28 protein-coding genes are annotated in these 26,781 nt (G+C 65.3%); 11 read left to right on the top strand and 17 right to left on the bottom strand.

What is annotated here, in order from left to right; translation table 11 throughout:
* Window positions 1–26: 26 nt before the first annotated feature.
* The 3 genes from rsmD to K2O50_RS25050 are packed head-to-tail and all read right to left on the bottom strand — an operon-like array spanning window position 27 to window position 3,482.
* A complete protein-coding gene (gene rsmD / locus K2O50_RS25060; RefSeq protein ID WP_050707370.1) occupies window positions 27–641 on the bottom strand; it encodes a 16S rRNA (guanine(966)-N(2))-methyltransferase RsmD in 615 nt (204 codons plus the stop codon).
* Window positions 641–2,134, bottom strand: coding sequence for a pitrilysin family protein (locus tag K2O50_RS25055; protein ID WP_050707369.1), 1,494 nt, complete (start codon window positions 2,132–2,134; stop codon window positions 641–643). Before K2O50_RS25055 ends, rsmD begins: the two co-directional genes overlap by 1 nt.
* Window positions 2,127–3,482, bottom strand: coding sequence for a pitrilysin family protein (locus K2O50_RS25050; protein WP_050707368.1), 1,356 nt, complete (start codon window positions 3,480–3,482; stop codon window positions 2,127–2,129). Before K2O50_RS25050 ends, K2O50_RS25055 begins: the two co-directional genes overlap by 8 nt.
* A gap of 234 nt (window positions 3,483–3,716) precedes the next feature.
* Here K2O50_RS25050 and ftsY point away from each other — a divergent pair, with 234 nt between their 5' ends.
* The 4 genes from ftsY to rpoH all read left to right on the top strand — a co-directional run bounded on the left by ftsY (window position 3,717) and on the right by rpoH (window position 7,938).
* The gene (ftsY, locus tag K2O50_RS25045; RefSeq protein ID WP_050707367.1) at window positions 3,717–5,279 is read left to right on the top strand and encodes a signal recognition particle-docking protein FtsY; all 1,563 of its coding nucleotides are present in this window, start codon (window positions 3,717–3,719) and stop codon (window positions 5,277–5,279) included.
* The gene (ftsE, locus tag K2O50_RS25040; protein ID WP_011531723.1) at window positions 5,276–5,947 is read left to right on the top strand and encodes a cell division ATP-binding protein FtsE; all 672 of its coding nucleotides are present in this window, start codon (window positions 5,276–5,278) and stop codon (window positions 5,945–5,947) included. Before ftsY ends, ftsE begins: the two co-directional genes overlap by 4 nt.
* The gene (gene ftsX, locus K2O50_RS25035) at window positions 5,944–6,972 is read left to right on the top strand and encodes a permease-like cell division protein FtsX (RefSeq protein WP_050707366.1); all 1,029 of its coding nucleotides are present in this window, start codon (window positions 5,944–5,946) and stop codon (window positions 6,970–6,972) included. Before ftsE ends, ftsX begins: the two co-directional genes overlap by 4 nt.
* A gap of 111 nt (window positions 6,973–7,083) precedes the next feature.
* Window positions 7,084–7,938, top strand: coding sequence for an RNA polymerase sigma factor RpoH (rpoH, locus tag K2O50_RS25030; protein ID WP_050707365.1), 855 nt, complete (start codon window positions 7,084–7,086; stop codon window positions 7,936–7,938).
* Window positions 7,939–8,103: 165 nt separating this feature from the next.
* Here rpoH and mtgA read toward each other — a convergent pair whose 3' ends face one another.
* A complete protein-coding gene (mtgA, locus tag K2O50_RS25025) occupies window positions 8,104–8,814 on the bottom strand; it encodes a monofunctional biosynthetic peptidoglycan transglycosylase (RefSeq protein ID WP_050707364.1) in 711 nt (236 codons plus the stop codon).
* Window positions 8,815–8,878: 64 nt separating this feature from the next.
* Here mtgA and K2O50_RS25020 point away from each other — a divergent pair, with 64 nt between their 5' ends.
* The 4 genes from K2O50_RS25020 (at window position 8,879) to trmB (ending at window position 11,150) form a co-directional block, all read left to right on the top strand.
* On the top strand, window positions 8,879–9,250 hold the full coding sequence (locus K2O50_RS25020; RefSeq protein WP_050707363.1) for a DUF423 domain-containing protein: 372 nt from the start codon (window positions 8,879–8,881) through the stop codon (window positions 9,248–9,250).
* 102 nt (window positions 9,251–9,352) lie between these two features.
* Complete coding sequence (gene thiS, locus K2O50_RS25015; RefSeq protein WP_050707401.1) at window positions 9,353–9,553, top strand: sulfur carrier protein ThiS; 201 nt, start codon at window positions 9,353–9,355, stop codon at window positions 9,551–9,553.
* Window positions 9,554–9,605: 52 nt separating this feature from the next.
* The gene (locus K2O50_RS25010) at window positions 9,606–10,418 is read left to right on the top strand and encodes a thiazole synthase (RefSeq protein ID WP_050707362.1); all 813 of its coding nucleotides are present in this window, start codon (window positions 9,606–9,608) and stop codon (window positions 10,416–10,418) included.
* A gap of 9 nt (window positions 10,419–10,427) precedes the next feature.
* Entirely contained in the window at window positions 10,428–11,150 is a 723-nt protein-coding gene (trmB, locus tag K2O50_RS25005; protein ID WP_028689129.1) for a tRNA (guanosine(46)-N7)-methyltransferase TrmB, read from the top strand.
* A 1,319-nt stretch (window positions 11,151–12,469) separates the two neighbouring features.
* Here the strand turns inward: trmB and K2O50_RS25000 are convergent.
* The 9 genes from K2O50_RS25000 to K2O50_RS24960 form a co-directional block, all read right to left on the bottom strand.
* Window positions 12,470–12,796, bottom strand: coding sequence for a DUF3392 family protein (locus K2O50_RS25000; protein ID WP_011531731.1), 327 nt, complete (start codon window positions 12,794–12,796; stop codon window positions 12,470–12,472).
* A 9-nt stretch (window positions 12,797–12,805) separates the two neighbouring features.
* Window positions 12,806–13,984 carry a radical SAM family heme chaperone HemW gene (hemW, locus tag K2O50_RS24995; protein WP_050707361.1) on the bottom strand — a complete coding sequence of 393 codons (1,179 nt, stop codon included), beginning with the start codon at window positions 13,982–13,984 and terminating at the stop codon, window positions 12,806–12,808.
* Window positions 13,981–14,577 (bottom strand): RdgB/HAM1 family non-canonical purine NTP pyrophosphatase, encoded by a 597-nt coding sequence (rdgB, locus tag K2O50_RS24990; protein ID WP_050707360.1) that lies wholly within the window; start codon window positions 14,575–14,577, stop codon window positions 13,981–13,983. The genes hemW and rdgB overlap by 4 nt, the downstream gene beginning before the upstream one ends.
* On the bottom strand, window positions 14,574–15,008 hold the full coding sequence (locus tag K2O50_RS24985) for a DUF4426 domain-containing protein (RefSeq protein WP_028689126.1): 435 nt from the start codon (window positions 15,006–15,008) through the stop codon (window positions 14,574–14,576). The genes rdgB and K2O50_RS24985 overlap by 4 nt, the downstream gene beginning before the upstream one ends.
* A gap of 25 nt (window positions 15,009–15,033) precedes the next feature.
* Window positions 15,034–15,654 carry a methionine biosynthesis protein MetW gene (gene metW, locus K2O50_RS24980; protein ID WP_011531735.1) on the bottom strand — a complete coding sequence of 207 codons (621 nt, stop codon included), beginning with the start codon at window positions 15,652–15,654 and terminating at the stop codon, window positions 15,034–15,036.
* Window positions 15,655–15,661: 7 nt separating this feature from the next.
* Window positions 15,662–16,801 (bottom strand): homoserine O-acetyltransferase, encoded by a 1,140-nt coding sequence (locus K2O50_RS24975; RefSeq protein ID WP_050707359.1) that lies wholly within the window; start codon window positions 16,799–16,801, stop codon window positions 15,662–15,664.
* An 88-nt stretch (window positions 16,802–16,889) separates the two neighbouring features.
* The gene (locus K2O50_RS24970) at window positions 16,890–17,480 is read right to left on the bottom strand and encodes a YggT family protein (RefSeq protein WP_050707358.1); all 591 of its coding nucleotides are present in this window, start codon (window positions 17,478–17,480) and stop codon (window positions 16,890–16,892) included.
* A gap of 10 nt (window positions 17,481–17,490) precedes the next feature.
* Window positions 17,491–18,309, bottom strand: a complete 819-nt coding sequence (gene proC / locus K2O50_RS24965) for a pyrroline-5-carboxylate reductase (RefSeq protein WP_050707357.1) — start codon at window positions 18,307–18,309, stop codon at window positions 17,491–17,493.
* A gap of 38 nt (window positions 18,310–18,347) precedes the next feature.
* Window positions 18,348–19,034 (bottom strand): YggS family pyridoxal phosphate-dependent enzyme, encoded by a 687-nt coding sequence (locus K2O50_RS24960; RefSeq protein WP_050707356.1) that lies wholly within the window; start codon window positions 19,032–19,034, stop codon window positions 18,348–18,350.
* Window positions 19,035–19,099: 65 nt separating this feature from the next.
* Here K2O50_RS24960 and K2O50_RS24955 point away from each other — a divergent pair, with 65 nt between their 5' ends.
* Window positions 19,100–20,095 (top strand): type IV pilus twitching motility protein PilT, encoded by a 996-nt coding sequence (locus tag K2O50_RS24955; RefSeq protein WP_050707355.1) that lies wholly within the window; start codon window positions 19,100–19,102, stop codon window positions 20,093–20,095.
* 183 nt (window positions 20,096–20,278) lie between these two features.
* On the opposite strand, the gene K2O50_RS24950 is transcribed toward K2O50_RS24955, so the two are convergent.
* A complete protein-coding gene (locus K2O50_RS24950; RefSeq protein ID WP_050707354.1) occupies window positions 20,279–20,926 on the bottom strand; it encodes a C40 family peptidase in 648 nt (215 codons plus the stop codon).
* 158 nt (window positions 20,927–21,084) lie between these two features.
* Between K2O50_RS24950 and K2O50_RS24945 the strand changes: the two genes are divergently transcribed.
* Complete coding sequence (locus K2O50_RS24945) at window positions 21,085–21,510, top strand: TM2 domain-containing protein (protein WP_023630210.1); 426 nt, start codon at window positions 21,085–21,087, stop codon at window positions 21,508–21,510.
* Between the two features lie 39 nt (window positions 21,511–21,549).
* Here K2O50_RS24945 and K2O50_RS24940 read toward each other — a convergent pair whose 3' ends face one another.
* From K2O50_RS24940 to K2O50_RS24930, 3 genes are all read right to left on the bottom strand, one after another.
* Window positions 21,550–22,248: an SPOR domain-containing protein gene (locus K2O50_RS24940; protein ID WP_050707353.1), complete on the bottom strand. Its 699-nt coding sequence runs from the start codon at window positions 22,246–22,248 to the stop codon at window positions 21,550–21,552.
* Window position 22,249: 1 nt separating this feature from the next.
* Window positions 22,250–23,986: an arginine--tRNA ligase gene (argS, locus tag K2O50_RS24935; protein WP_050707352.1), complete on the bottom strand. Its 1,737-nt coding sequence runs from the start codon at window positions 23,984–23,986 to the stop codon at window positions 22,250–22,252.
* A 188-nt stretch (window positions 23,987–24,174) separates the two neighbouring features.
* A complete protein-coding gene (locus K2O50_RS24930) occupies window positions 24,175–26,394 on the bottom strand; it encodes a primosomal protein N' (protein ID WP_050707351.1) in 2,220 nt (739 codons plus the stop codon).
* Window positions 26,395–26,563: 169 nt separating this feature from the next.
* Here K2O50_RS24930 and rpmE point away from each other — a divergent pair, with 169 nt between their 5' ends.
* The gene (gene rpmE, locus K2O50_RS24925; protein ID WP_011531746.1) at window positions 26,564–26,779 is read left to right on the top strand and encodes a 50S ribosomal protein L31; all 216 of its coding nucleotides are present in this window, start codon (window positions 26,564–26,566) and stop codon (window positions 26,777–26,779) included.
* Window positions 26,780–26,781 lie beyond the last annotated feature (2 nt).

Genomic DNA, 26,781 nt, shown 5'->3' with positions numbered 1-26,781 from the left:
CATGAAACACCGCCGCTGTACCTGCGCTATTGGTCGATGCCCGCTCGTTGCCACAACGCGTAGTGCACCTGGCCGGTCTTCTTCTCGCGGTGCAGGCGCCAGTTGCCCGGCATCGGCAGCGAGGAGGGTAAGGCTTCGCTTTCGGTGTAGATCCACGCCTGCTCGCGCAGCCACTGGCCCTGCTCCAGCAGGTTGCAGGTGTTGGCCAGCAGGTCCTGGTGGAACGGCGGGTCGAGGAACACCACGTCGAACTGCTGTTTGGCCGGGCCTTGCAGGTAGCGCAGGGCGTCTGTCTGCAGGATCTGCCCACGCGGGCAGCGCAGCAGCTCGAGGTTGTTCTTGAGGTTGGCGATGGCCGCCGGGTTGCTGTCCAGCGCCACGGCGTTCTCGGCGCCGCGGGACAAGGCCTCGAGCACCAGCGCGCCGCTGCCGGTGAAGGCATCGAGTACCAGGGCGCCTTCGATGTGCGGCGCCAGCCAGTTGAACAGGGTCTCGCGCACGCGGTCAGGCGTCGGCCGCAGGCCTTCGCCTTCCGGCACGGCCAGGCGGCGGCTGCGCCACTCGCCGGCAATGATGCGCAGTTGGCCGGGGCCCTTGCTGGCGCCCGGTGCCGGGCGCGCTGAGGTGTTGGGTCTTGCCATTAGTGCTCCGGTACGCCGAGCGGCTGCTCGGCGGGTTTGTCAGTGGGGGCCGGCAGGGGCTGCTGGGCCACCTTCGGGCCGACGGTGACGATCACCAGCTTGTCCGCCGCCAGATGTTTGTTCATGGCGGCCTTGACCTGCTCGACGGTCAGCGCCTGGGACTGCTGCATGAAGTCTTCCAGCCAGCTCAGCGGCAGGTTGTAGAAGCCGATCGCGCCCAGCTGGCCGACGATGCTGGCATTGCTGGCGTTGGACAGCGGGAAGCTGCCGGCCAGTTCGCGCTTGGCATCGTCCAGTTCCTGCTGGGTCGGGCCGCTCTTGAGGTAGTCGGCAAGGATATCCCGGACCAGCTTGAGCGTGCCCTCGCTGAGTTCGGCGCGGGTCTGCAGGTTGATCATGAACGGGCCGCGCACCTGCATCGGGCTGAACACCGAGTACACGCCGTAGGTCAGGCCGCGTTTTTCGCGCACTTCGCTCATCAGGCGGGTACCGAAGGCACCGCCACCGAGGATCTGGTTGCCCAGCGACAGGGCCGGCCAGTCCGGATCGTTACGGTCGATGCCCAGCTCGGCCAGCATCAGGTGGGTCTGTTTGGACGGGAAGTCGATATGGGTCGCGCCCGGCTTGGGTTCGACCGGTTGCTCGGGCTTGGCCAGGGCGGGGCCCTTGGGCAGGCCGGCGGAGACCTGGGCGGCAATGGCTTCGGCTTCGCCGCGGCTGAGGTCGCCGACCAGGGCGATCACCGCGTTGCCGGCCGAGTAGGCCTTGGCGTGGAAGCCACGCAGCTGTTCCAGGGTAATGCCGGGGATGGTTTCGGCGGTGCCGTCGCTGGGGCTGGCGTAGGGGTGCTTGCCATAGAGGTTGGCGAACAGGGTCTTGCCGGCGATCTTGCCCGGGTTCTGCTTCTCGTACTCGAAACCGGCCAGCAGCTGGTTCTTGATGCGCTTGAGGGCATCCTCGGGGAAGGTCGGCTGGCCCACCACCTCGGTGAACAGCTTCAGCGCCGGCTCGCGCTTGTCGCTGGCGCTGAGGCTGCGCAGCGACGCCACGGCCATGTCGCGGTACGAACCGTTGCCAAAGTCGGCGCCCAGGCCTTCGAAGCCCTCGGCGATGGCGGTAACGTCCTTGCCGGCCACGCCCTCGTTGAGCATGGCGTTGGTCAGGGTGGCCAGGCCCGGGGTGCCGCCGTCCTGGCTGCTGCCGGCGGCGAAGGTCACGCGCAGGTCGAACATCGGCAGCTCGCGGGCCTCGACGAACAGCACGCGGGCGCCTTCGGCGGTGGTCCAGTGCTGGATGTTCAGCTGGCGCCGGCTGGGGGCCTTGCCGTCCAGTTCGGCCAGCGATTGCAGGGTGTTGGCCGGGCGGGCCGCGGTGTCTGCCTTGCCTTGGCTGTCGGATTGGGCCGGGCGCGCCAGCAGCGCGGCGACGGCCACCACCAGCACGATGATCGCCAGGCCGAACAGGGTGTAGCGCGGTGCGCTGCGATCACTCATGGGCGGAATCCTCGGGCAGTACATGGGCAACGCTCAGGCGTTCGCGGGTGAAATAGGTGCGGGCGGCGGCCTGGATGTCCTCCGGGGTCACGCGCTTGAGGTCGTCGAGCTCGCTGTCGATCAGCTTCCAGGACAGGCCGACGGTCTCCAGCTGGCCGATGGTGGTGGCCTGGCTGCTGATGGAATCGCGGTCGTAGACCAAGCCGGCGATCACCTGGGCACGCACGCGTTCGAGTTCCTCGGCGGTCGGTGGTGTGGTCTTGAGTTCGTCGAGCAGCTGCCAGATGCCTTTCTCCACTTCGGCCAGGGTCTTGTGCTTCTGCACGTTGGGCGTGGCCGAGATCATGAACAGGCTGTCGCCGCGGGTGAAGGCGTTGTAGCTGGACGAGGCGCCGGCCACCAGTTCCTGGCCGCGCTCCAGGCGCGCCGGCATGCGGGCGCTGTAGCCGCCGTCGAGCAGGGCCGAGATCAGGCGCAGGGCGTTGACGCCGCGCGGGTCCTTGGCCGTGGCCAGGGCCGGTACGTTGAAGCCGTAGACCAGGCTGGGCAGTTGCGTGCGCAGGTGCAGGGTGAGCTGGCGCAGGCCCGGCTCGGCCAGCTCCAGCGGCAGCTTGCTTGGCGGCACGGCGCGCTTGGGGATGGGGCCGAAGTACTTTTGCGCGAGGGCCTTCACCTCGTCAGGCTTGACGTCGCCGACCACCACCAGGGTGGCATTGTTCGGCGCGTACCAGGACTCGTACCAGTGGCGCAGTTCCTCGACCTTCATGCGTTCGAGGTCGGCCATCCAGCCGATGGTCGGGGTGTGGTAGCCGCTGGCCGGGTAGGCCATGGCGCGGAACAGCTCGAAGGCCTTGGCGTTGGGCTGGTCGTCGGTGCGCAGGCGGCGCTCTTCCTTGATCACCTCGATTTCGCGGCTGAACTCGTCGGCCGGCAGGCGCAGGCTGGCCAGGCGGTCGGCTTCCAGCTCGAAGGCCACCGGCAGGCGGTCACGGGCCAGCACCTGGTAGTAGGCGGTGTAGTCGTCGCTGGTGAAGGCGTTCTCCTCGGCGCCGAGATCGCGCAGGATGCGCGAGGCCTCGCCGGGGCCGAGTTTGGCGCTGCCCTTGAACATCATGTGTTCCAGGGCATGGGACAGGCCGGTCTGGCCCGGCGTCTCGTAGCTGGAGCCGACCTTGTACCAGATCTGCGAAACCACCACCGGCGCACGGTGGTCCTCGCGCACGACCACCTTCAGGCCATTGTCGAGGATGAATTCGTGGGTGGGTTGCACATCGGCGGCGAAGGCCGCCAGCGGCAGGCACAGCGTGCCGAGCAACAGGCCAGCGGCGCGGCGGGCTAGAGCATTCATACGGTGTTCAACCTGTTCGGCGGCCCGCTTGGGTTTAGCGTCGGCGGGCCAGGAGGTGCTAGGATACTGATCCGGTTGCCTGGCGACCATGCCTGTCGCCGTTCTGGCCCGCAGGCCCTTACGACAAAACGTTGCGCATGAACCCGCTGGCTTCACAGTAGTCTGTTCTGCGTGACTCAAGAATTCCCGGTGCGCCACTGCTGGCGCATCGCTACCCTGAGATAGCCGTCTTCCATGTTTGGTTCCAACGACGACAAAAAAGCGCCGGCCGCGGCTGGCGAGAAGAAAGGCCTGTTCAGCTGGTTCCGCAAGAAGCCGGAACAACCTGTCGCCGAACAGCCGCAAGCCCCTCAACCGCCCGTCGAGGCGCCGGTGGTACAGCAGCCTCCCGCCGAGCAGCCCGCTCCGCTGGCTGAAGCACCCCAGCCTGCGCCAGTAAGCGTGCCGGCCGAGCCTGAACCGGTTGCTCCACAGGTGGTGCAACCCATCCAGCCTGTGCCGGTGGAAGTCCCGGTCGAGCCTGCCCTGGTGGTCGAGCCTGAGCCTGTTGTTCAGGTACAAGCGCCGCAGGCTCCTGTGGCAGAGGGCTTGCCCGCGAATGCGGCGGACCTGCCGACGGTCGTGGTTGAGCCAGCGCCACCTGCACCCGTGAGCAACCTGGTGCTGCCGGTCGCGGAAGAGCCGGTTGCATTGGTGCCAGACCTCGAAGCCAAGGCGCCGCCGGTCATCCCCGAGCGCCCGGCCCCTGAGGTGGTGGTGCCCGAGCCCGCCCCGGTGGTGGTTGCTCCCGTGGTCGAGCCTGAACCCGAAGTGCCTGTCGCGCCGGCTGCCGCGGAACCTTCGCCAGTCGCCGCCGAGCCCGCCAAACAAGGCTTCTTCGCCCGCCTCAAGCAGGGCCTGTCGAAGACCAGCGCCAGCATTGGCGAAGGCATGGCCAGCCTGTTCCTGGGCAAGAAGGTCATCGACGACGACCTGCTCGACGAGATCGAGACCCGCCTGCTGACCGCCGACGTCGGCGTCGAGGCCACCTCGACCATCGTCCAGAACCTGACGCAGAAGGTCGCCCGCAAGCAGCTGGCCGACGCCGACGCCCTGTACAAGTCGCTGCAGGACGAGCTGGCCGCCTTGCTGCGTCCGGTCGAGCAGCCACTGAAGATCGAGGCGCAGAGCAAGCCCTACGTGATCCTGGTAGTCGGCGTGAACGGCGCCGGCAAGACCACCACCATCGGCAAGCTGGCCAAGAAGCTGCAGCTCGAAGGCAAGAAGGTCATGCTCGCCGCCGGCGACACCTTCCGCGCCGCGGCGGTGGAGCAGTTACAGGTCTGGGGCGAACGCAACCAGATCCCGGTGATCGCCCAGCACACCGGCGCCGACTCGGCCTCGGTGATCTTCGACGCCGTGCAGGCCGCCAAGGCCCGTGGCGTCGACGTGCTGATCGCCGACACCGCCGGCCGCCTGCACACCAAGGACAACCTGATGGAAGAGCTGAAGAAGGTCCGTCGGGTGATCGGCAAGCTCGACGCCGAGGCGCCCCACGAGGTGCTGCTGGTGCTCGATGCCGGTACCGGGCAGAACGCCATCAGCCAGGCCAAGTACTTCAACCAGAGCGTCGAGCTGACCGGCCTGGCCCTGACCAAGCTGGACGGCACCGCCAAGGGCGGCGTCATCTTCGCCCTGGCCAAGCAGTTCAACATCCCGATCCGCTTCATTGGTGTGGGCGAGGGTATCGACGACCTGCGCACCTTCGAGGCCGAACCTTTCGTCAAGGCGCTGTTCGCCGAGCGGGAACCTTCATGATTCGATTCGAACAGGTAGCCAAGCGCTATCCCAACGGCCACGTCGGCCTGCACGAACTGAGCTTCCGGGCGCGTCGTGGCGAGTTCCTGTTCGTCACCGGCCACTCCGGCGCCGGCAAGAGCACCCTGCTGCGCCTGCTGTTGGCCATGGAGCGTCCGACCAGCGGCAAGCTGCTGCTGGCCGGGCAGGACCTGGGCCAGATCAGCAACGCTCAGATCCCGTTCCTGCGCCGGCAGATCGGCGTGGTGTTCCAGAACCACCAGCTGCTGTTCGACCGCACGGTGTTCAACAACATCGCCCTGCCGCTGCAGATCCTCGGGCTGTCCAAGGCCGAGATCGCCAAGCGCGTGGATTCGGCGCTGGAGCGCGTGTCGCTGAGCGACAAGGGCGAGCTGTTCCCGGCCGACCTGTCCACTGGCCAGCAGCAGCGCGTGGGCATTGCCCGCGCCATCGTCCACCAACCGGCCCTGCTGCTGGCGGACGAGCCCACCGGTAACCTCGACCCGCGCCTGGCCGCCGAGATCATGGGCGTGTTCGAGGACATCAATCGCCTGGGCACCACGGTACTGATCGCCAGTCACGACCTGGCGCTGATCGCGCGCATGCGCCACCGCATGCTGACGCTGCAACGCGGCCGCTTGATCGGCGATGGGGAGGCCGGGCAATGAGCACCACACGTACACCAAAGGTTTCCGAGCGCGTGGCGCCGAAAGCCGCCGACCCGCAACCGGCGAAGAAGAAGCGCGGCGACCACGACGACGACGGCCCGGACTTCCGCACCCTGCTGCACGCCTGGCTGGAAAGCCACCGCGCCAGCCTGGCCGACAGCCTGCGCCGCCTGGCCAAGCAGCCGATCGGCAGTTTCTTCACCTGCCTGGTGATGGCCGTGGCGCTGAGCATGCCCATGGGCCTCTCGCTGCTGCTGAAGAACGTCGAGAAACTCGGCGGTTCGTGGCAGCGCGCGGCGCAGATCTCGCTTTACCTCAAGCTCGACGCCAGCAGCCGCGACGGCGAGGCCCTGCGTGACGAGATCAAGGGCATGCCGGGCGTCGCCGAGGCCCAGTACGTCAGTCGCGAGCAGGCGCTGGAAGAGTTCCAGCAGCAGTCGGGCCTGGGCGAGGCGCTACGCGAGCTGCCGGACAATCCACTGCCCGGCGTGGTGGTGGTAACCCCGACCGAGGTCGACAAACCCGCCCTGGAGGCCTTGCGCCAGCGCCTGTCCGAGCTGCCTCGGGTGGAAGCGGCGCAGCTGGACCTGGTGTGGGTCGAGCGTCTGGCGGCGATTCTCAAGCTGGGTGACCGGTTCGTCTTCGGCCTGGCGGTGATGCTGATTTCCGCTCTGCTGTTAGTAATCGGTAACACAATTCGTCTACATATCGAAAACCGCCGGGTCGAGATCGAAGTGATCAAGCTCGTCGGCGGCACCGACAGCTACGTGCGCCGGCCTTTCCTGTACATGGGCGCGCTGTACGGCCTGGGTGCGGGCGTGCTGGCCTGGGGCATCCTGGCGTTCGGCCTGAACTGGCTGAACGACGCGGTGGTCGGGCTGTCCGGCCTGTATGGCAGTGATTTTGCCCTGGGTGGCGTGCCGGCCTCGGATGGCCTTTCACTCTTGATCGGGGCGGTGCTGTTAGGGTATATCGGTGCATGGATCGCCGTCGCTCGTCACTTGAACGAGCTGGCACCGCGATAAATGTTTCATGGCCAGTATTGACAAATTTTTCATCCTGGAACTTGTACAACGGTTCCTTGTCTATGCTGGCAGTGCCCACAAGGCACGAGTCTGTAAGCCGGAGGTACTTGAATGACCACATCGTTGCAACCTGCCTATGCCCTGGTTCCCGGTGCAAACCTGGAAGCCTACGTGCACACGGTCAACAGCATCCCCTTGCTGTCGCCGGAGCAGGAGCGTGATCTGGGCGAGCGTCTCTACTATGAGCAGGATCTCGAGGCCGCTCGTCAAATGGTGATGGCCCACCTGCGTTTCGTCGTACACATCGCCCGTAGCTACGCCGGCTACGGGTTGGCCCAGGCCGACCTGATCCAGGAAGGCAACGTCGGCCTGATGAAGGCGGTAAAGCGTTTCAACCCGGAAATGGGCGTGCGTCTGGTGTCCTTCGCGGTGCACTGGATCAAGGCCGAGATCCATGAGTTCATCCTGCGCAACTGGCGCATCGTCAAGGTGGCCACCACCAAGGCCCAGCGCAAGCTGTTCTTCAACCTGCGCAGCCAGAAGAAGCGTCTGGCCTGGCTGAACAACGACGAAGTGCATCGCGTGGCCGAAAGCCTCGGCGTCGAGCCCCGTGAAGTGCGCGAGATGGAAAGCCGTCTGAGCGGCCAGGACATGGCCTTCGACCCGGCGGCCGAAGCCGACGACGACAGCGCCTTCCAGTCGCCCGCGCATTACCTGGAAGACCACCGCTACGACCCGGCAGTGCAGCTCGAGGATGCCGATTGGAGCGACAACTCCACCAGCAACCTGCATGAAGCGCTGCAAGGCCTGGATGATCGCAGTCGCGATATCCTCTATCAGCGCTGGTTGGCCGAGGAAAAGGCCACGCTGCATGAGCTGGCGGAGAAATACAGCGTTTCGGCCGAGCGTATTCGCCAGCTCGAGAAGAACGCGATGAACAAGGTCAAGGCACTGATCGCGATCTGATCGGCGCCTGGCTGGAGTGAAAAAGCCGCTGTTCTCGCAAGAGACAGCGGCTTTTTTGTCTGCCGAGAATGTGGCGGGAGCGTGGGAGCGGGCTTGCCCCGCGATGGCGATGTTGCGAATGAATCGGCTATCGCGGGGCAAGCCCGCTCCCACGAAAGCCAGGTCTCAAAGCCTGCGCGAAGTATCCAGCTGCATCAGGTAGCTCGGCCCGCCCAGCTGGCTCATCTGCCGGCGAATCCAGCCCGCCCGGCTCGCCACATACGCGCTTGGCCGGCTGGCACTCCACTTGATCGGGCTCGGCAGCACCGCCGCGAGCTGTGCGGCCTGTTGTCGCGTCAGGCGGCTGGCGTTCACGCCGAAATGATAGCGTGCCGCGGCCTGGGCACCGAACACGCCCTTGCCCCATTCGGCGCTGTTCAGGTAGACCTCGAGAATCCGCTCCTTCGACCAGAACAGTTCGATCAGCGCGGTGAACCAGGCTTCCAGCCCCTTGCGCAGCCAGCTGCGTCCGGACCACAGGAACATATTCTTGGCCACCTGCTGGGTCAGGGTGCTGGCGCCACGCACTTTGCCGCCGCGCTCGTTGTAGGCCAGCGCCGCCTGGATCGCCGGGATGTCGAAGCCCCAGTGGCTGGCGAACTTCTGGTCCTCGCCGGCAATGACCGCGACCTTGAGTTCATCGGAGATGTCCTCCCACGGCGTCCAGTCGCGTTGCAGGTCGATGGGTTCGCCGCTGAACCACGACTCCACCTTGCGCTCGACCATCAGCGCGGTGCCGGGCGGTGGAACCCAGCGCAGCACCAGGACCACGGCGGCGCTGCCGGCTGCGAACCAGAGCAGGGCGCGGGAAAGACGGCGCAGGAGAGATGACAGCATGGTGATGGCTTGGCCGGACCGTTGGAACGGGCCATTATACAGACCCCTCCCGAGGAGTCGTCCCATGCTTCGCAGCTTCCTGATGCTCGCCGCGTTCTTCGGCTTTACCGGCGTTGCCCTCGGCGCCTTCGCCGCCCATGGCCTGAAGAGCCGTCTCAGCGCCGACTACCTGGCGATCTTCCATACCGGCGTGACCTACCAGCTGGTGCACGCCCTGGCGATCCTCGCGGTGGCGGTGCTCTCGGCGCACCTGCCGGGGCGCCTGGTCGGCTGGGCCGGCGGTCTGTTCGCCGTGGGTATCGTGCTGTTCTCCGGTAGCCTCTACGTACTGACCCTGAGCGGTCTGGGCAAGCTCGGCATGATCACTCCGCTGGGCGGCCTGTGCTTGCTCGCTGGCTGGCTGTGCCTGGGCCTGGCCGCCTGGCGCCTGGGCTGACCGAACGGTCCACAATCGCGACTAATGGCGCGCATCGCCCTTGGGTTGCGGGGTGGATCGGGGCTAGAATGCGGGCCCCAAAGAATAATGGTGGCCGTGCGCATGCGCATTCAATTGAACGGTGAACCTTACGAACTGCCCGAGGGCGAGAGCGTCGCGGCGCTGCTGGGCCGGCTGGAGCTGGCCGGCCGCCGGGTGGCGGTGGAACTGAACCTGGACATCGTGCCGCGCAGCCAGCACGAGAGCACGCGATTGAGCGAAGGCGACCAGGTCGAAGTGGTTCATGCCATTGGCGGTGGTTGAGCGCATCCCGCCGATTCATCCAAAGCCCCGTAACCTTTCCTGAGGAACATCGATGAGCAACGTTCGCAGCGACAAGCCTTTCGTCCTGGCCGGGCGCACTTTCCAGTCGCGCCTGCTGGTCGGCACCGGCAAGTACCGTGACATGGAAGAAACCCGCCTGGCCACCGAGGCCTCGGGTGCCGAGATCGTCACCGTGGCCGTGCGTCGCACCAACCTCGGCCAGAACGCGGGCGAGCCGAACCTGCTCGATGTGCTGTCGCCCGACAAGTACACCATCCTGCCGAACACCGCGGGCTGCTTCGATGCGGTCGAGGCGGTGCGTACCTGCCGCCTGGCCCGTGAGCTGCTCGACGGCCACAAGTCCCACGAGGAGCGGACGCTGGTGAAGCTGGAAGTGCTGGCCGACCAGAAGACCCTGTTCCCTAATGTGATCGAAACCCTCAAGGCCGCCGAAGTACTGGTCAAGGACGGCTTCGACGTGATGGTCTACACCAGCGATGACCCGATCATCGCCCGCCAGCTGGCCGAAGCCGGCTGCATCGCCGTCATGCCGCTGGCCGGCCTGATCGGCACCGGCCTGGGTATCTGCAACCCGTACAACCTGCAGATCATCCTCGAGGAATCCAAGGTGCCGGTGCTGGTCGATGCCGGCGTGGGTACCGCCTCCGACGCAACCATCGCCATGGAGATGGGCTGCGAGGCGGTGCTGATGAACTCGGCCATCGCCCATGCCCAGCAGCCGGTAATGATGGCCGAGGCCATGAAGCACGCCATCCTTGCCGGCCGCATGGCGTATCTCGCCGGGCGCATGCCGAAGAAACTCTATGCCAGCGCGTCCTCGCCGCTGGAAGGTCTGATCAAGTAAGAGCCCCAGATGACTGAATCGCAAGAAACGCCGATCACCGAAGACGGCGAAGCCCGCCCGCACCGCCGCATCAAGAGTTTCGTGATGCGTGCCGGGCGCATGACCGAAGGCCAGCAACGCGGCCTGGAGCAGGGTGGTCCGCTGTTCATCCTGCCGCTGACCGATAGCCCAGTGGACTACGACCAGGTGTTCGGCCGTTCGGCGCCGCGCACCCTGGAGATCGGCTTCGGCATGGGCCATTCGCTGCTGGAAATGGCCGCCGCCTCGCCGGAGCTGGACTTCATCGGTGTCGAAGTGCACCGTCCGGGTGTCGGCGCGTTGCTCAATGGCGTGCTGACCCAGGGCCTGAAGAACCTGCGGGTGTACGACTGTGATGCCATCGAAGTGCTCAACCGCTGCGTGGCCGACAACAGCCTCGATCGCCTGATGCTGTTCTTCCCGGATCCGTGGCACAAGGCGCGTCATCACAAGCGCCGGATCGTCCAGCTGGAGTTTGCCGAGCTGGTGCGCCGCAAGCTCAAGCCCGGTGGCGTATTCCACATGGCGACCGACTGGGAGCCCTATGCCGAATACATGCTGGAAGTGATGAGCGCAGCGCCAGGCTATCGCAACCAGGCGGCCGATGGCGCCTACGTGCCACGCCCGGAAGAACGGCCGATCACCAAGTTCGAGCGTCGCGGTGAGCGCCTTGGGCATGGGGTGTGGGATCTGAAGTTCGAGAAGGTGAGCTGAGCCGGATTCGTTCGGCGCTGTCCTTCAAGCCTGCGAGATTGCAGGTACAAAAAAACCGCCTTGAGAAGGGCGGTTTTTTTATGCGGGCTTCGGGTTACGAATCCTCTGCCTGCGTGTTTCACTTTCACTGGAGACAGTTCACGGTTCAAATACTAGGGTTGCCTGGAGGTCACGTCAATCGTGGAAATATCCAGCATTACGTGTGACTGGGCGAGTAACAGCTTCACCTTTTCAGAAAGCGTAAGATCACGCCGCTCCCATGTGATTCTTTCCAGTGTCGGGCCGGGAACGAATTCAATCCGTTGTCTCGGCCCCTTCGACGCGGCCCACGAACCGCGCCGGTGGAGTTTTCGAAGGGCCATCCACCTGGCCGCTTCACTGGAGATGGTTCACACGATTTCCGAAGGCGTCGAAGTGCCGGTCAGACGCTGGAAGATTGGCCCAGCCAACACGGAGGCCAAGGCATATGAAGCGTTTGCTGAATACGCTGAGCCGCGTCTGGAAGCTGATCCGGATCCTGATTGTTTTCAGGTCCGTCAGGGACTTCCTGCGCGATCACTTTGACGATGCCCGCTAAGGGTTAGTCGGGTGAGAAGCCGTCCTGGCTCGCCAGGGCGGCTTTTAGCAAGCGCTCAGCCCCGCCGATAAGCCGCCCCGTGCACCTTGGGATACATCGGCAGGGCGCCAGCCAGGTCTGCCTGCATCCATAAAAAAAACCGCCTGGCGAAGGGCGGTTTTTTTATGCGGGCTTTGGGTTACGAGCCCTAGGCCTGCCTACTTCAGTATCACTGGAGAGACTTCACAAGCGCGATACTAGGGCTGCCTTGATACTACGTCAATGGTGGAAATATCCAGCATTAACTGTGAACGTGCCAGTAACAACATTGAGTTTTCTGCTGGCGTAAAGTGGCGCCGCTCTCATGTGGATTAATCCAGTGATGGGCCGGGAAACGAACTCATTCTCGACCCCTTCGACGCGGCCCACGAACCGCGCCGGTAGTTTCTCGAAGGGCCACCCACCTGGCCACTTCACTGGAGAGACTTCACATGATCTCCGAAGGCGTCGAAGTGCCGGTCAGACGCTGGAAGATTGGCCCAGCCAACACGGAGGCCAAGGCATATGAAGCGTTTGCTGAATACGCTGAGCCGCGTCTGGAAGCTGATCCGGATCCTGGTTGTTTTCAGGTCCGTCAGGGACTCTGTGGGAGCGGGTTTACCCGCGAACACCGGCGAAGCCGGTGCCAACCATAGTGTTGTCTGCTTCGCGGGTGAACCCGCTCCCACAGGAGCGGTTCAATCTTGCGAAGTCGTGTCAGCACTCAGCCCCGCCGATCAGCTACGACCCCAATCAATACAAGCACCACCAGCAGCACCGGTGCCAGCGCATAGTTGTTGAACTGCCCCAGCCCCTTCACGATCCACGGCGTCGCATAGATCAGTGCCGCGCCGCTGCCGATCATCACCAGCAGCGCCATGAACGGCACCCGCAGGGCACCGGCCAGGCCACCCAGGCGGCCTTCCACCCAGCCCTTGATGTCGGTGCCGAACAGCACCAGCAGGCAGCCCACCAGGGCCAGCGAAATTTCTGACAGGTTGCTGCGGCTCCAGCGGGAAACGGTCGAGAGCAGGTCAAGTACCAGGTCCATGGGTCATCCTTAATTCAAGAAGTACTGCAGCAGGTCGTTGAGGAACAGCTGACCGCGCGGTGTGGCGGCCAGCCGATCCGGTTCGACCTGCAAAAGGCCTTTTTGTTCGGCTTCACGGCGGGCCTCGGCCAGTTGTGCCAAGGGTAGGCCGGTGCGCAGGCTGAACAGTTCGGCTTCCACTCCGTCGGTGAGGCGCAGGGCGTTCATCAGGAACTCGAAGGGTAGCTCATCGGCCGGCAGCAGCTTCTCGCCCGCCTTGAACGGCTTGGCCGGGTTCAGGTAGTCCTTGGGCAGGCGGGTCTTCCAGGTGCGCAGGATGCGTCCGTCCGGGAACGACAGTTTGCCATGGGCGCCGGCACCGATGCCGATGAAGTCGCCGAAGCGCCAGTAGTTCAGATTGTGCCGCGCGGCACGGTCGGCCTGGGCGTAGGCCGAGACTTCGTACTGGCGGTAACCGTGCTCGGCCATCAACGCCTGGCCGGCTTCCTGGATATCCCAAAGGATATCGTCCTCGGGCAGCTCGGGCGGCTGGTTCCAGAACACCGTGTTCGGCTCTACCGTCAGCTGGTACCAGGACAGGTGCGTCGGCGCCAGTTCGATGGCCTGGCGCAGGTCGCCCAGGGCGTCGCCGAGCGACTGGTCCGGCAAGCCGTGCATCAGGTCCATGTTGAAGTTGTCGAAGCCTGCCGCACGGGCCATGTCTGCGGCGCGCACCGCTTCGGCACCATTGTGGATGCGCCCGAGCTTCTCGAGCTTGGCTGGCTGGAAACTCTGCACGCCGATGGACAGGCGGTTGATGCCGGTCTGCCGGTAGGCCTTGAACTTCTCCTGCTCGAAGGTGCCCGGGTTGGCCTCGAGGGTGATCTCGATGTCCGGGGCGAACGGGATGCGTTGCTCGACTCCGCGCAGCAGACGACCCAGCGCATCGGCGCTGAAAAGGCTGGGGGTGCCGCCGCCGAAGAAGATCGTGCTGATCGGGCGGCCCTGGACGGCAGGCAGCTCCTGGTCGAGATCGGCCAGCAGGGCGTCGATGTATTCGGCTTCCGGCAGCGCCGGACCGGCCTGGTGCGAGTTGAAGTCGCAGTACGGGCATTTGCGCACGCACCAGGGAATATGGATGTACAGCGACAGCGGCGGGAGCTCGGGAAGGATCAGGCCCGCCGGTTGCACGAACAGCTTTTCGGTCATGCCAGGCCCAGACGTTGACGCAGCAGGGCCATGGCGCGGGCGCGGTGGCTGAGCTGGTTCTTGTCGACCGGGGCGAGGTCGGCGCTGGAGCAGTTGCGCTCCGGGACCCAGAACAGCGGGTCATAGCCGAAGCCATGCTCGCCGCTGGCCTCGAACAGGATGCTGCCGTGCCACAGGCCTTCGCAGAGGATCGGCAGCGGGTCGTCGGCGTGCCGCACCAAGGCCAGGACGCAGACGAACTGGGCGCCGCGTTGCTCCTGCGGCACGTCCTTCAGGGCTTCGAGCAGCTTGGCGTTGTTCGCCGCGTCGCCCTTGCCGTCGGCGTAGCGCGCCGAGTAGATGCCCGGCGCGCCGCCGAGGAAGTCCACCGCCAGGCCCGAGTCGTCGGCCAGGGCCGGCAGGCCGGAGATGCGTGCGGCGTTGCGCGCCTTGAGGATGGCGTTCTCGACGAACGACAGGCCGGTCTCTTCCGGCTCCACCTGGCTGAATTCGCCGATCGAACGCAGGTGCACGGACTCGCCGAGCATGGCCTGCAGTTCCTTGAGCTTGCCGGCGTTGTGGCTGGCCAATACGAGTTGCGTAAGATTCATCATTCGCCTGGGAACACTTCCTGGTTGAAGCTGAGTTTATGGCTGACGCCACCGGTTTCGACGTTGATATCGAAGGTGACGGTCTCGGCCTGGTCGATCTTGAACTGGGCGATGTAGTAGACCGCGCCCTGATCGGTGATCTGCTTGAACGACAGCGGGTTGCTGCGCCCGGTCAGGTCCTTCACCGTGCCGCTGACCACTGCTGTCGAAGGCTTCTCGGCCTTGAGCACGGCGATGTTGAGCACGCCCTGGTTCTTGCTGCGGGTCAGGCCCGTGGCGGCGGCGATGTCCGGTTGCAGCATGCTCGAGGTGAAGGCGCTGTAGTGGACCGTCACATCGCCGAACACCTCCTTGCGCTCCGGCTTGGCGGCATCGGCAGCCAGTACCGGCAAGGCCAGGCACAGGCTGATCAGAAACAGTGCTAGTCGACGCATGATCCCATTCCTCCGTTCGCGGGGGTCAGACCGCGAGCTGATGCTCCTGCAGGCCCGGGCTGCTGACCCGATAGATACCGATCTCACCTAGAAGATTAGGCCATAGCCGCCCGCCCAACCCGTTACGGTGCAGACGGTCGACGGCCAGGCGGTCGAGAACCTTGGCGTGGCGCTCATGGCACAGGTTCTCGAAGTCCTCGAAGGTGCAGAAGTGGATGTTCGGCGTGTTGTACCAGGTATACGGCATGAAGTCCGAAACCGGCATGCGACCCTTGGTCGCCAGGTACCAGCGGCAGCGCCAGTGGCCGAAGTTGGGGAAGGTAATGATGCACTGGCGGCCCACCCGCAACATCTCGTCGAGGATCCGGTCGGGGTACTCCACGGCCTGCAGGGCCTGGGTCATGACCACCACGTCGAAACTGTTGCTGGCGAAGTTGCCCAGGCCCTTGTCCAGGTCCTGCTCGATGACGTTGACGCCCTTGGCCACGCAGGCGGCGATGTTATCGGCGTCGATCTCCAGGCCATAGCCGGTGACGTTCTTGCGCTCGCGCAAGGAGGCCAGCAGTTCGCCGTTGCCGCAGCCCAGGTCGAGGACCCGGCTGCCGGCGGGGATCCAGTCTTGGATGATTTCCAGGTCGGCTCTCATGCGGTCCTCAGAGGGCGATGCGGTTCATGTAGTTCGCGAAACCCTGCATGTAGCGGGGCGTCGGGATGAGGAAGGCGTCGTGGCCATAGGGCGAGTCGATGTCCAGGTAGCAGACGTTCTTGCGCGCTGCCATCAGGGCGTCGACGATCTCCCGCGAGCGGGCCGGCGAGAAGCGCCAGTCGGTGGTGAACGACATGATGCAGTAGTCCGCCGTGACATGGGCCAGGGTTGCCGCCAGGTCGCCGCCATGGGCCGCGGCCGGGTCGAAGTAGTCCAGCGCCTTGGTCATCAGCAGGTAGGTGTTGGCGTCGAAGCGGCCGGAGAACTCCTCGCCCTGGTAGCGCAGGTAGCTCTCGACCTGAAACTCGACGCTGTGGAAGTCGTAGTTGAGCTTGTCGCTCTTGAGTTCACGGCCGAATTTCTCGCCCATCGAGTCGTCGGACAGGTAGGTGATGTGGCCGACCATGCGCGCCAGCATCAGGCCGCGCTTGGGAATCACGCCCTGGTCCTGGAACGAGCCGCCGTGGAACTCGGGGTCGGTGAGGATGGCCTGGCGCGCCACTTCGTTGAAGGCGATGTTCTGCGCCGACAGCTTGGGCGCCGAGGCGATGTCCACGCAGTGACGCACGCGGTCCGGGTAGGTGATGGTCCACTGCAGGGCCTGCATGCCGCCGAGGCTGCCACCGACGATGGCGGCCCAGGTCTGTACACCTAAGCGGTCGGCCAGGCGCGCCTGGCTGTGAACCCAGTCCTCCACGGTCAGTACCGGGAAGTCGGCGCCGTAGGGCTTGCCGGTGGCCGGGTTGAGGCTGCTGGGGCCGGTGCTGCCGTTGCAGCCGCCGAGGTTGTTCAGGCTGACCACGAAGAAGCGGTTGGTGTCGATCGGCTTGCCGGGGCCGATGCAGCTGTCCCACCAGCCCGGCTTGCGGTCGGTGGCGGCATGGTAGCCGGCGGCATGGTGATGGCCGGACAACGCATGGCAGATCAGCACGGCATTGCTGGCGGCGGCGTTGAGGGTGCCATAGGTTTCGTAGATGAGCTCGTACGAGGCCAGGGAGCGGCCACAAGCCAGGGCCAGCGGTTCATCGAACCGGGCAATCTGCGGTGTTACCAGACCGACGGAATCTTCGGGAAGGACAGTGGACATCGACCCTGCTCACGCTTGACGGAGGCGTAAGTCTAAAGAGCGCTACCCCCAGCGGCAAGCAAAGGCTTGCCGCTGGATGCAGTACGGATCAGATCATCCGCCACAGCTCTTGTGGCATGCCGGCGTAGGCCGCCAGCTGGGGCATCAGGAACGACTGGATCACCTGGATGGCGATGAAGGCGAAGATCGGCGAAATGTCCATGCCGCCGAGGTTCGGCACCAGGCGGCGGAACGGCGCCAGCACCGGCTCGCTGATCTGGTAGGCCAGCTCGGCAGCGGGGTTGTGGCTGTTCGGCGCGACCCACGAGACGATGACCATGACGATCATTGCCACCCAGAAGATCTTCAGGAACAGCGAGGTGATGCCCAGGATCGACCACATCAGCAGGTGCAGGATGTCGCCGAAGGTACCGTAGGTGACCATCAGCACGAAGGCCATCAGCAGCGCCTGGATCAGGATCGACAGCAGCAGCGAGGAGGTATCCAGGCCGGCGATGCTGGGGACCACCCGGCGCAGCGGCTTGAGCAGCGGCTGGGTGGCGCGCACGGCGAACTGGCTCAGCGGGTTGTAGAAGTCGGCCTTGACCAGTTGCAGCACGAAGCGCAGCAGGACGATCACCAGGTACAGGCTGACCAGGGTTTGCACCACGAAGATCGCGGCGCCGGACAATGCATTCATCAATGGCTCCTTATTTGCCCAGTTGTTCGGCCAGTTCGGCGGAACGCTTCGCCGCGGCCTGAAGTGCCTGCTCGACGATCGCCTCGAAACCGCTGGCCTGGAACGACTTGATCGCCGCTTCCGTGGTGCCGGCCGGCGAGGTCACGCGGCGGCGCAGCTCGGCGGCGTCGACATCGCTGGCAACCGCCATGCGGGCGGCTCCCAGGGCGGTCTGCAAGGTGAGTTGCGAGGCGGTTTCACGCGGCAGGCCGAGTTTCTCGCCGGCGGCTGTCATGGCTTCGATCAGCAGGAAGAAATAGGCCGGGCCGCTGCCGGAGACGGCGGTGACGGCATCCAGCTGTTGTTCCTTGTCCAGCCACAAGGCGGTGCCGACGGCCGAAAGCAGTTGTTCGGCCTGCTGGCGCTGCTCGGTGGACACTTCCCCGGTGGCGTACAGGCCGCTGACGCCCTGGCGCAGCAGCGCCGGAGTGTTGGGCATGCAGCGCACCACCGGTATCGCGCCCAGCCAGGCCTGCAGGCTGGCGCAGGTGATGCCGGCGGCGATGGACACCACCAGTTGGCCGGGCTTGAGGTTCGGCTTCAGCGTTTCGCAGACCGCCTTCATGACCTGCGGTTTGACCGCCAGCACGATCACGTCCACGCCTTCGATGGCCTGGGCGTTGCTTTCGAAGGCTTCGATGCCGTGCTCGGCCTGGATCCGCGCGCGGGTCTCGGCACCCGGGTCGCTGGCGCGGATCTGCGCGGCGTCCAGGCCCTGGGCACGCAGGCCGCCGATCAGGCTGGCGGCCATGTTGCCGGCGCCGATAAAGGCAATACGAGTCTTGCTCATGTCAGGTCCTTGAAGGAAAGAGTGAGTTAAGCATGGATTCAGGGCTGTCCGTAGTCGCGGGCGCCGAACAGGGCGGTGCCGATGCGGACCCAGGTCGCACCTTGGGCGATGGCGGCCTCCAGGTCGTGGCTCATGCCCATCGACAGGGTGTCCAGGCCGAGGTTCAGCTGCGCCTGGAGCTGGCGCAGGATGGCAAAGGCGGCTTCCTGCTCGGCGCGGTCCTCGGTCGGCTCCGGAATCGCCATCAGGCCGCGCAGGCGCAGACCGGGCAGGGCGTTCACAGCCTTGGCCAGGGCCGGCAGCTCGGCGGGCGCGCAGCCGGACTTGCTGTCCTCGCCGCTGACGTTGACCTGCAGGCAGACGTTCAGCGGCGCCAGGCCGGCAGGGCGCTGCTCGGAGAGGCGTTGGGCGATCTTCAGGCGGTCCACGGAATGTACCCAGTCGAAATGCTCGGCGATGGCCTTGGTCTTGTTCGACTGGATGGGGCCGATGAAGTGCCAGATCAAGGGCAGGTCGGAAAGTGCCTGTTGTTTTGTCAGGGCTTCCTGAAGGTAGTTCTCGCCCACATCGCGCAGCCCGGCGGCGTAGGCCTCGCGAATCGCGCTGGCGGGCTTGGTCTTGCTCACTGCCAGCAGATGGATGCTGGCCGGGTCGCGTCCGGCGGCCCTGGCCGCGCTGTCGATGCGGGTGGCAATGGCGCCAATGTTGTCTGCTAGGGTGGACATGGTTCGTCGCCGAAGGCTTTGTGGTCTGCGGCATTCTACCTGCTTGATCGCCGTTGGGGAGTCTCATGGATGTGACCGACCTGTTGGGCCGGGCCCTGGCTGCCGGTGCCAGCGACCTGCACCTGGCCGCAGGCGAGCGGCCGCTGCTGCGAGTGGATGGGGTGTTGCAGCGCCTGGACCTCCCGCTGCTGACGGCAGGAGTGCTGGAAGGCGGGATGGCTGCCTTGCTCGATGATGAGCAGCGGCGACAGTGGGCTGCCGGCGATGAGCTGGACCTGGCGGTGAGCCTGGATGGGCTGGGGCGTTTTCGGCTGAACCTGTTCCGCCAGCGCAATGGCCCGAGCGCCAGCGTGCGTTTGATCCCCGCGAGCGTGCCCTGTCTGGCGGCGCTTGAACTGACGGAAGTGTTTCAAATCATCTCCCGGTATCGGGATGGTCTGGTCCTGGTGGGTGGGGCCACCGGCAGCGGCAAGTCGAGTACCTTGGCGGCACTAATCGATGGGCTTAATTGCGAATACGCATTGCATATCGTCACGCTTGAAGAGCCGATCGAGTTCATCCATGCCAACCAGCGCAGCCTGGTCAGCCAGCGTGAGGTCGGCCTGCATAGCCGTGACTTTGCCCAGGCCTTGCGCAGTGCCCTGCGTCAGGACCCGGACGTGATCATGATCGGCGAGCTGCGCGATCTGCACAGCATTCGCCTGGCGTTGCGCGCCGCGGAAACCGGGCATCTGGTGCTGGCCACGGTGCATACGCGGTCGGCGGTGAGCAGCATCGATCGACTGGTGGAGGTGTTCGCGGCGGAGGAAAAACCGCTGGTGCGCAGCATGCTGGCCGACTCCCTGCGGTTGGTGGTTGCGCAGTTGCTGGTTCGGCGATCAGGCGGCGGGCGTGTCGCGGCGCGGGAGGTGCTGGTGGCGACGCCTGCGGTGCGCAACCTGATACGCGAGGGGCGCCTGGCGCAGATTCATTCGCTGATGCAGGCCGGTGCGGCGGTGGGGATGTGCACGATGGAGGGGGCGCTGCGGGCGCTGGAGGCGCGGGGTTTGATAGTGGGTTAGGAACGTCCACAGAGACTGAAAGTGCACCGCAGCCCCTGTGGGAGCGGCTTTAGCCGCGAACACCGGCGAAGCCGGTGCCATCCACCGCGTCGCTTGCTTCGCGGCTAAAGCCGCTCCCACAGGGTGCGCGCTGGTCGCGCAATCATGGTTCCCTGCGATCTCCCGCAGGGACTGCTGGGCGTTTCAGCGTTTGGCCAGGCTCAGCGCCTGTTGCTGCTTGGGCAGCACCCGCTTGGCCACAACATAATGCTTCTGCCAGTAAGGCTTCTCCAGGCTGTCGATGCTCACCCGCTTGCCGGTGCGTGGCGCGTGGATGAAGCGGTCGTTGCCCAGGTAGATGGCGACGTGGTTGACCCGACGGCTCTTGATGTTGAAGAAGATCAGGTCGCCTGGCTTGAGGTCGCCCTTGGCCACCTTGACGCCCTGGCCCTGGGCCATGGCATTGGAGGTGCGTGGCAGGTCGACATCTGCCACATCGTTGAACGCATACTTGACCAGGCCGCTGCAGTCGAAGCCCTTTTTCGGGCTGCTGCCGCCCCAGCGATAGGGCGTGCCGAGCACGTTCACCGCACGGCTGAGCACTTCGCTGCTCTGCTTGGGCGACATCGCCACCGCCTGCATGCCCACGGCGTGCTGCTTGGCGGCGTTGGCCGGGCGGGCGCGCAGGCTGGCCGTGTTGCGGTACTGGATCGGGGCGCGTTTCACCGTGGTATCGGCGTTGGTCGTGTAACCGGTGAATCCGCTGGGAAGACGTTGCTCACGGTTGGTGGCGTGGGCGGCCAGGGGCAATAAGAGGCAGAGGGTCAGCCATGTCTTGAAGAAAGGTGGCATAGATGAAGCTCTTTATAAGTGTTGGCGCGCAACTTTATAACAGCTTTTTGATCAAATTCTGATCCGTTGGTCGCTCAGCCACGTACCATATGTCGGGTCAAAACGAAAAAGTCACATTTTTCGTTAGAAAATTTTCGGCTATCCCACGAGGGCTTCGAATGAATGGTTATCAACAGGGTGCCCCTTCGCACGACACCCACAGCAAGGTCCTCGGCTATCTGCTGTGGATCTTCGGTTTCACCGGCTCGCACCGTTTCTACTACGGCAAGCCGATCACCGGGACAATCTGGTTCTTCACCCTCGGGCTGCTGGGTATCGGCTGGCTGATCGACCTGTTCCTGATCCCGTCGATGGACCGCGAGGCTGACATGCGCTTCGAATCGGGCGGGGTGGACTACAACCTGGCGTGGATCCTGCTGACCTTCCTGGGCATCTTCGGCGTGCACCGGCTGTACCAGGGCAAGTGGATCAGTGCCTTGATCTACCTGTTCACCGGCGGTCTGTTCCTGCTGGGCGTGCTGTATGACTTCTGGACGCTCAATAGCCAGATCTCTCAGGTCAATGCCGAGCGTCGCCGGGTATGAAAAAAGGCCTTGTCGCTAAGTGCGGCAAGGCCTTTCTCGTTACTGGCGCCGTTGTTGCAGCAGCAGGTTGCTGAAGCCTGCCCCGGCCAGTTGCTTCTGCGCCACGGTCAGCTGTTCACGGTTGCTGAACGGGCCGACCATCACGCGGTACCAGGTCTCTTCCTTGACCGTGCCCGACTCCACCTTGACCGCCTGGCCGAGCAGGATGATCTGCGCGCGGACCTTGTCGGCGTCCGCCTGCTTGCGGAACGAGCCGGCCTGCAGGAAGAACTGGGTGGTGGCCGCCGGCTTGATCACCGGAGGTGCTGGTGGCGGAGTCTGCCCCATCAGCGCGGCCTGGGCGCGGGCGGTGTCGATCTTCGCCGCTTCCGCCGGGGTGACCGGCGTGCTCGGCACGGGCGGCTGCGCCGGTACCGGCGGGGTCTTCTCCGGCACGGCCTCGGGCGGCACGATCACTTCCGACTCCGGCAGCAGGGTGTAGAAGTCGTACTTCGGCTTCACCGGCTGCTGTGGTGTCGGCGTGGTGGTCTTGCTTGCCTCGGCGACTGGCTTCTGTTGCTCGGGTTTGGCGCGCTTGATGTCGTCGCCGCCCGGCTCGAGCTTCATCAGGAAGACGATGAAGGCGCCGACCGTCAGGCCGACCGCCAGCCACACCCAGCCCGGGATCGGCTGCTTGCTGGCAGGCGGTTGGGAGCGGCTGGCGCCGCGCTTGGGTGCGGGTTTCTTCTTTGCAGCCAACTTACATGCGCTCCAGGGTTTCCAGGCCGAGCAGTTCCAGGCCCTGCTTGAGGGTGCGGCCGGTCAGGGCAGCCAGGCGCAGGCGGCTCTGCTGCTGTTCGGCGGTTTCGGCGGAAAGGATCGGGCAGTTCTCGTAGAAGCTGGAGAACAGGCCGGCGAGGTCGTACAGGTAGCTGCACAGCACGTGCGGCGTGCCTTTTTCGGCGACGTTGTTCAGGATCTCGCCGAACTGCGCCAGGCGCGCGGCCAGGTCCTGCTCGTGCGGTGCCTGCAGGACGATGCTGCCGTCGACTTCGTCAAAGCCCTTGCCGAGCTTGCGGAACACGCCGGCCACGCGGGTGTAGGCGTACAGCAGGTACGGCGCGGTGTTGCCTTCGAAGTTGAGCATCAGCTCGAAGTTGAAGCTGTAGTCGCTGGTGCGGTGCTTGGACAGGTCGGCGTACTTGACCGCGCCGATGCCGACCACCTCGCCGATGTGGCGCAGTTCGTCCTCGGCCAGCGACGGGTTCTTCTCCTTGACCAGCGCGTAGGCGCGGTCCTTGGCCTCGGTGAGCAGGTCGATCAGCTTGACGGTGCCGCCATCACGGGTCTTGAACGGGCGGCCATCGGCGCCGTTCATGGTGCCGAAGCCCATGTGCTCCATCTTCATCGGGTGGCCGACGAAACCGGCGCGGCGGGCCACTTCGAACACCTGGTTGAAGTGCAGGGCCTGGCGCTGGTCGACGAAGTACAGGGCGCGGTCGGCCTGCAGCGTGTTGCTGCGGTAGCGCACGGCGGCCAGGTCGGTGGTGGCGTACAGGTAGCCGCCGTCGGCCTTCTGCACGATCACCGGCAGCGGATCGCCCTCGGCATTCTTGAACTCTTCGAGGAACACGCACTGGGCGCCCTGGTCCTCGACCAGCAGGCCCTTGGTCTTGAGGTCGGCGACCACGTTGGCCAGGTCGGCGTTGTAGGCGCTCTCGCCCATCACGTCGGCCATGGTCAGCTTGACGTTGAGCAGCTCGTAGGTCTTCTGGCAGTGGGACAGCGAGATGTCCTTGAAGCGCGTCCACAGGGCCATGCACTCAGGGTCGCCGGCCTGCAGCTTGACCACCAGGCCGCGGGCGCGGGTGGCGAAGTCCTCGGACTCGTCGAAACGCTTCTTGGCGGCGCGGTAGAAGTTCTCCAGGTCCGACAGCTCGTCGCTGGTGATCGGGTTTTCTTCCAGGTAGGCCAGCAGCATGCCGAACTGGGTGCCCCAGTCGCCCACGTGGTTCTGGCGGATGACGTCATCGCCGAGGAACTCCAGCACGCGGGCGACGCTGTCGCCGATGATGGTCGAGCGCAGGTGGCCGACATGCATCTCCTTGGCCAGGTTCGGCGCCGACATGTCGATCACCACCTTCTCGGCCGGGCCGGCCTTGCGCACGCCCAGGTGCTCGTCGGCCAGGGCGGCGTCGAGGCGGCTGGCCAGGGCCTGGGTGTTCTGGAAGAAGTTCAGGAAGCCGGGGCCGGCGATCTCGACCTTGGTGATGTCGGGGCTGGCCGGCAGGCTGGCGATGAGTTTTTCGGCCAGATCGCGCGGCTTCATGCCGGCCGGCTTGGCCAGCATCATGGCGATGTTGCTGGCGAAGTCGCCGTGGGTCTTGTCCCGGGCGTTTTCCACCTGGATCGCCGGCGTCAGCCCTTCAGGCAGCACACCGTCGGCGACGAGTTGGGTGAGGGCTTGCTGGATCAGCTGGCGAATGGTGTCTTTCATGGGATTCTCTTTTCGACCGCAAGCGCGGTGAGCGCTTCGATGCGCAGGTGGAAAAACTGGGCATTATCCGTTGCCGGGGGCGGGTTGCCAACCTTTTGGGGCACAAGCCATTGTCGGCGTGGGAGCGGGCTTGCCCCGCGATGACGCCATCGCGGGGCAAGCCCGCTCCCACGACAACCCTGAAACAGTCAGTAAAGGTCGACCGGATCGACATCCAGCGACCAGCGCACCTGCCGCCCCGATGGCATCTGCTCCAACACTAGCAACCAGGCACTGATCAGTCGATGCAACTGAGCCCGGGCATTGGCCTGGAGCAATAGTTGCGCGCGGAAGCGGCCCGCCCGTCGTTCCATGGGCGCCGGGACCGGCCCCAGCAGCTCGATGCCGTGCAGACCCTGTTCGGCCATGACCCGCTCGGCGGCGGCGCAGGCTTCGTCGAGAAAGCTCTCGGCCTGGCCCGGCTTGTGCGCATCCGCACGCAGCAGGGCCAGATGGGCGAACGGCGGCAGGCCGGCGGCGCGGCGTTCGCTCAGGGCCTGCTCGGCGAAGGCGAAGTAGCCCTGTTCGGTCAGTTGCACCAGCAGCGGATGGTCGGCCAGGTGGGTCTGCACGATGACCTTGCCCGGTTCCTCGGCGCGTCCGGCGCGACCGGCAACCTGGACGATCAGCTGGGCCATGCGCTCGCTGGCGCGGAAGTCGCCGGAGAACAGTCCACCGTCGGCATCGAGAATCGCCACCAGGGTGACGCGGGGGAAGTGGTGCCCCTTGGCCAACATCTGGGTGCCGACCAGGATGCTCGGCTGACCGCGCTGGATGGTGGCGAACAGGTTGTGCATGGCGTCCTTGCGCGAGGTGCTGTCGCGGTCCACGCGCAGGATCGGGTAGTCGGGGAACAGCACCTTGAGCCGCTCTTCGGCACGCTCGGTGCCGGCCCCTACCGGACGCAGGTCGACATGGGCGCATTGCGGGCACTGCAACGGCAGGCGTTCATCGTAGCCGCAATGGTGGCAGCGCAGCACGGCGGAACGCTGGTGCACGGTCATGCGCGCATCGCAGCGCGGGCATTCGGACAGCCAGCCGCAGTCGTGGCACAGCAGCGTCGGGGCGAAGCCGCGGCGGTTGAGGAACACCAGCACCTGCTGGCCGGCCTCCAGGGTCTGGCGGATGGCCTGCTGTAGCGGACCGCTGATGCCGCTGTCCAACGGCAGGCTGCGCACATCAAGGCGCAGGAAACGGGGTGCCTTGGCGCCGCCGGCACGCTGGTTCATGCGCAGCAGGCCGTAGCGACCGCCGTGGGCGTTGTGCAGGCTTTCCAGCGACGGCGTGGCCGAGCCCAGCAGGATCGGGATGTTCTCCTGGTGGGCGCGGACCACGGCCAGGTCGCGGGCGTGGTAACGCAGGCCTTCCTGCTGTTTATAGGAGCCGTCGTGCTCCTCGTCGATGATGATCAGGCCCGGGTTCTTCATTGGCGTGAACAGCGCCGAGCGGGTGCCGATGATGATGTCGGCGTCGCCATCGCGGGCCGCCAGCCAGGCGTCCAGGCGTTCGCGGTCGCCCACCGCCGAGTGCAGCAGGGCGATGCGGGCGTTGAAGCGCTGCTCGAAGCGTTGCAGGGTCTGCGGGCCGAGGTTGATCTCGGGGATCAGGATCAGCGCCTGCTTGCCGGCTTCGAGGGTCTCGCGGATCAGCTGCAGGTACACCTCGGTCTTGCCGCTGCCGGTGACGCCGGCCAGCAGATAGGCGTGGAAGGCGCCGAAGCCCGCGCGCACCGCCTCGAACGCCGCGCGCTGCTCCTCGTTGAGCGGCAGCTCCGGCTGGGCCAGCCAGTGCTCGTGGCGTGCGGCGGGCAGGTGACGGCGGACCTCGACGTTCACCAGCTCCTTGGCCAGCAGCAGGTCGAGACTGTCCTTGTTCAGGCCGAGCTTGCTCAACAGGCTGTGGGCCACGCCGTGGGGGTGCTGTGACAGGGTCTTGAGGGCATCGCGCTGGCGCGGGGCGCGGGCGATGCGCGGGTCCTCCAGGCGTGCCCCGGGGGCGACGTGCCAGAAGCGCTCCTGACGCACCTCGGCCGGCTCGCCCTGGCGCAGCAGGGTCGGCAGCGCCCAGCTCAAGGTGTCGCCCAGGCTGTGCTGGTAGTACTGCGCCGTCCACAGGCACAGCTTGAACAGGGCGGGCGGCACTGGCGAAACCGGGTCGAGCAGGGCGCTGGCCGGCTTGAGCTTGTCGGCGGGGACTTCGCTGTGCGTCGCGGCCTCCACCAGCACGCCGATCATCTCGCGGCGACCGAACGGCACGCGGATGCGCATGCCCGGCGTCAGTGCCTGGCGCGCCATGCTCGCGGGCGCCCGGTAGTCGAACAGGCGACGCAGGGGCGAGGGCAGGGCAAGGCGCAGGATGACGTCGGACACGCGGAAGGTCTCTGGAGGGCGTTTCACAAATCAGGCGAGCCTAGCAGACGACGGTCGGTGCAAGCGACAACTTGCGCTGCCGCCGCGCTCTGGTATTATTCGCCGCCTAATTACGTGCGGTATTCAACAATAGGTGTTGGGTGGCGGCACGCAGCTCGAGGAAGTGACCATGAAAGCAGATATTCATCCGAACTACGAAGTAGTTGCAGTCACCTGCAGCTGCGGCAACAAGTTTGAAACCCGTTCGACCCTGGGCAGCGTCCTGGCGATCGACGTTTGCAACCTGTGCCACCCGTTCTACACCGGTAAGCAGAAAGTCCTGGACACCGGTGGTCGCGTACAGAAGTTCGCCGATCGCTTCGGTATGTTCGGTACCAAGAAGTAATC

Origin of the sequence: Pseudomonas sp. 2hn (assembly GCF_019646095.1) — a bacterium.
In the GTDB taxonomy this organism is placed as follows: Bacteria; Pseudomonadota; Gammaproteobacteria; order Pseudomonadales; family Pseudomonadaceae; genus Aquipseudomonas; species Aquipseudomonas peradeniyensis.
This window is presented reverse-complemented; position numbering and strand designations above follow the sequence as displayed.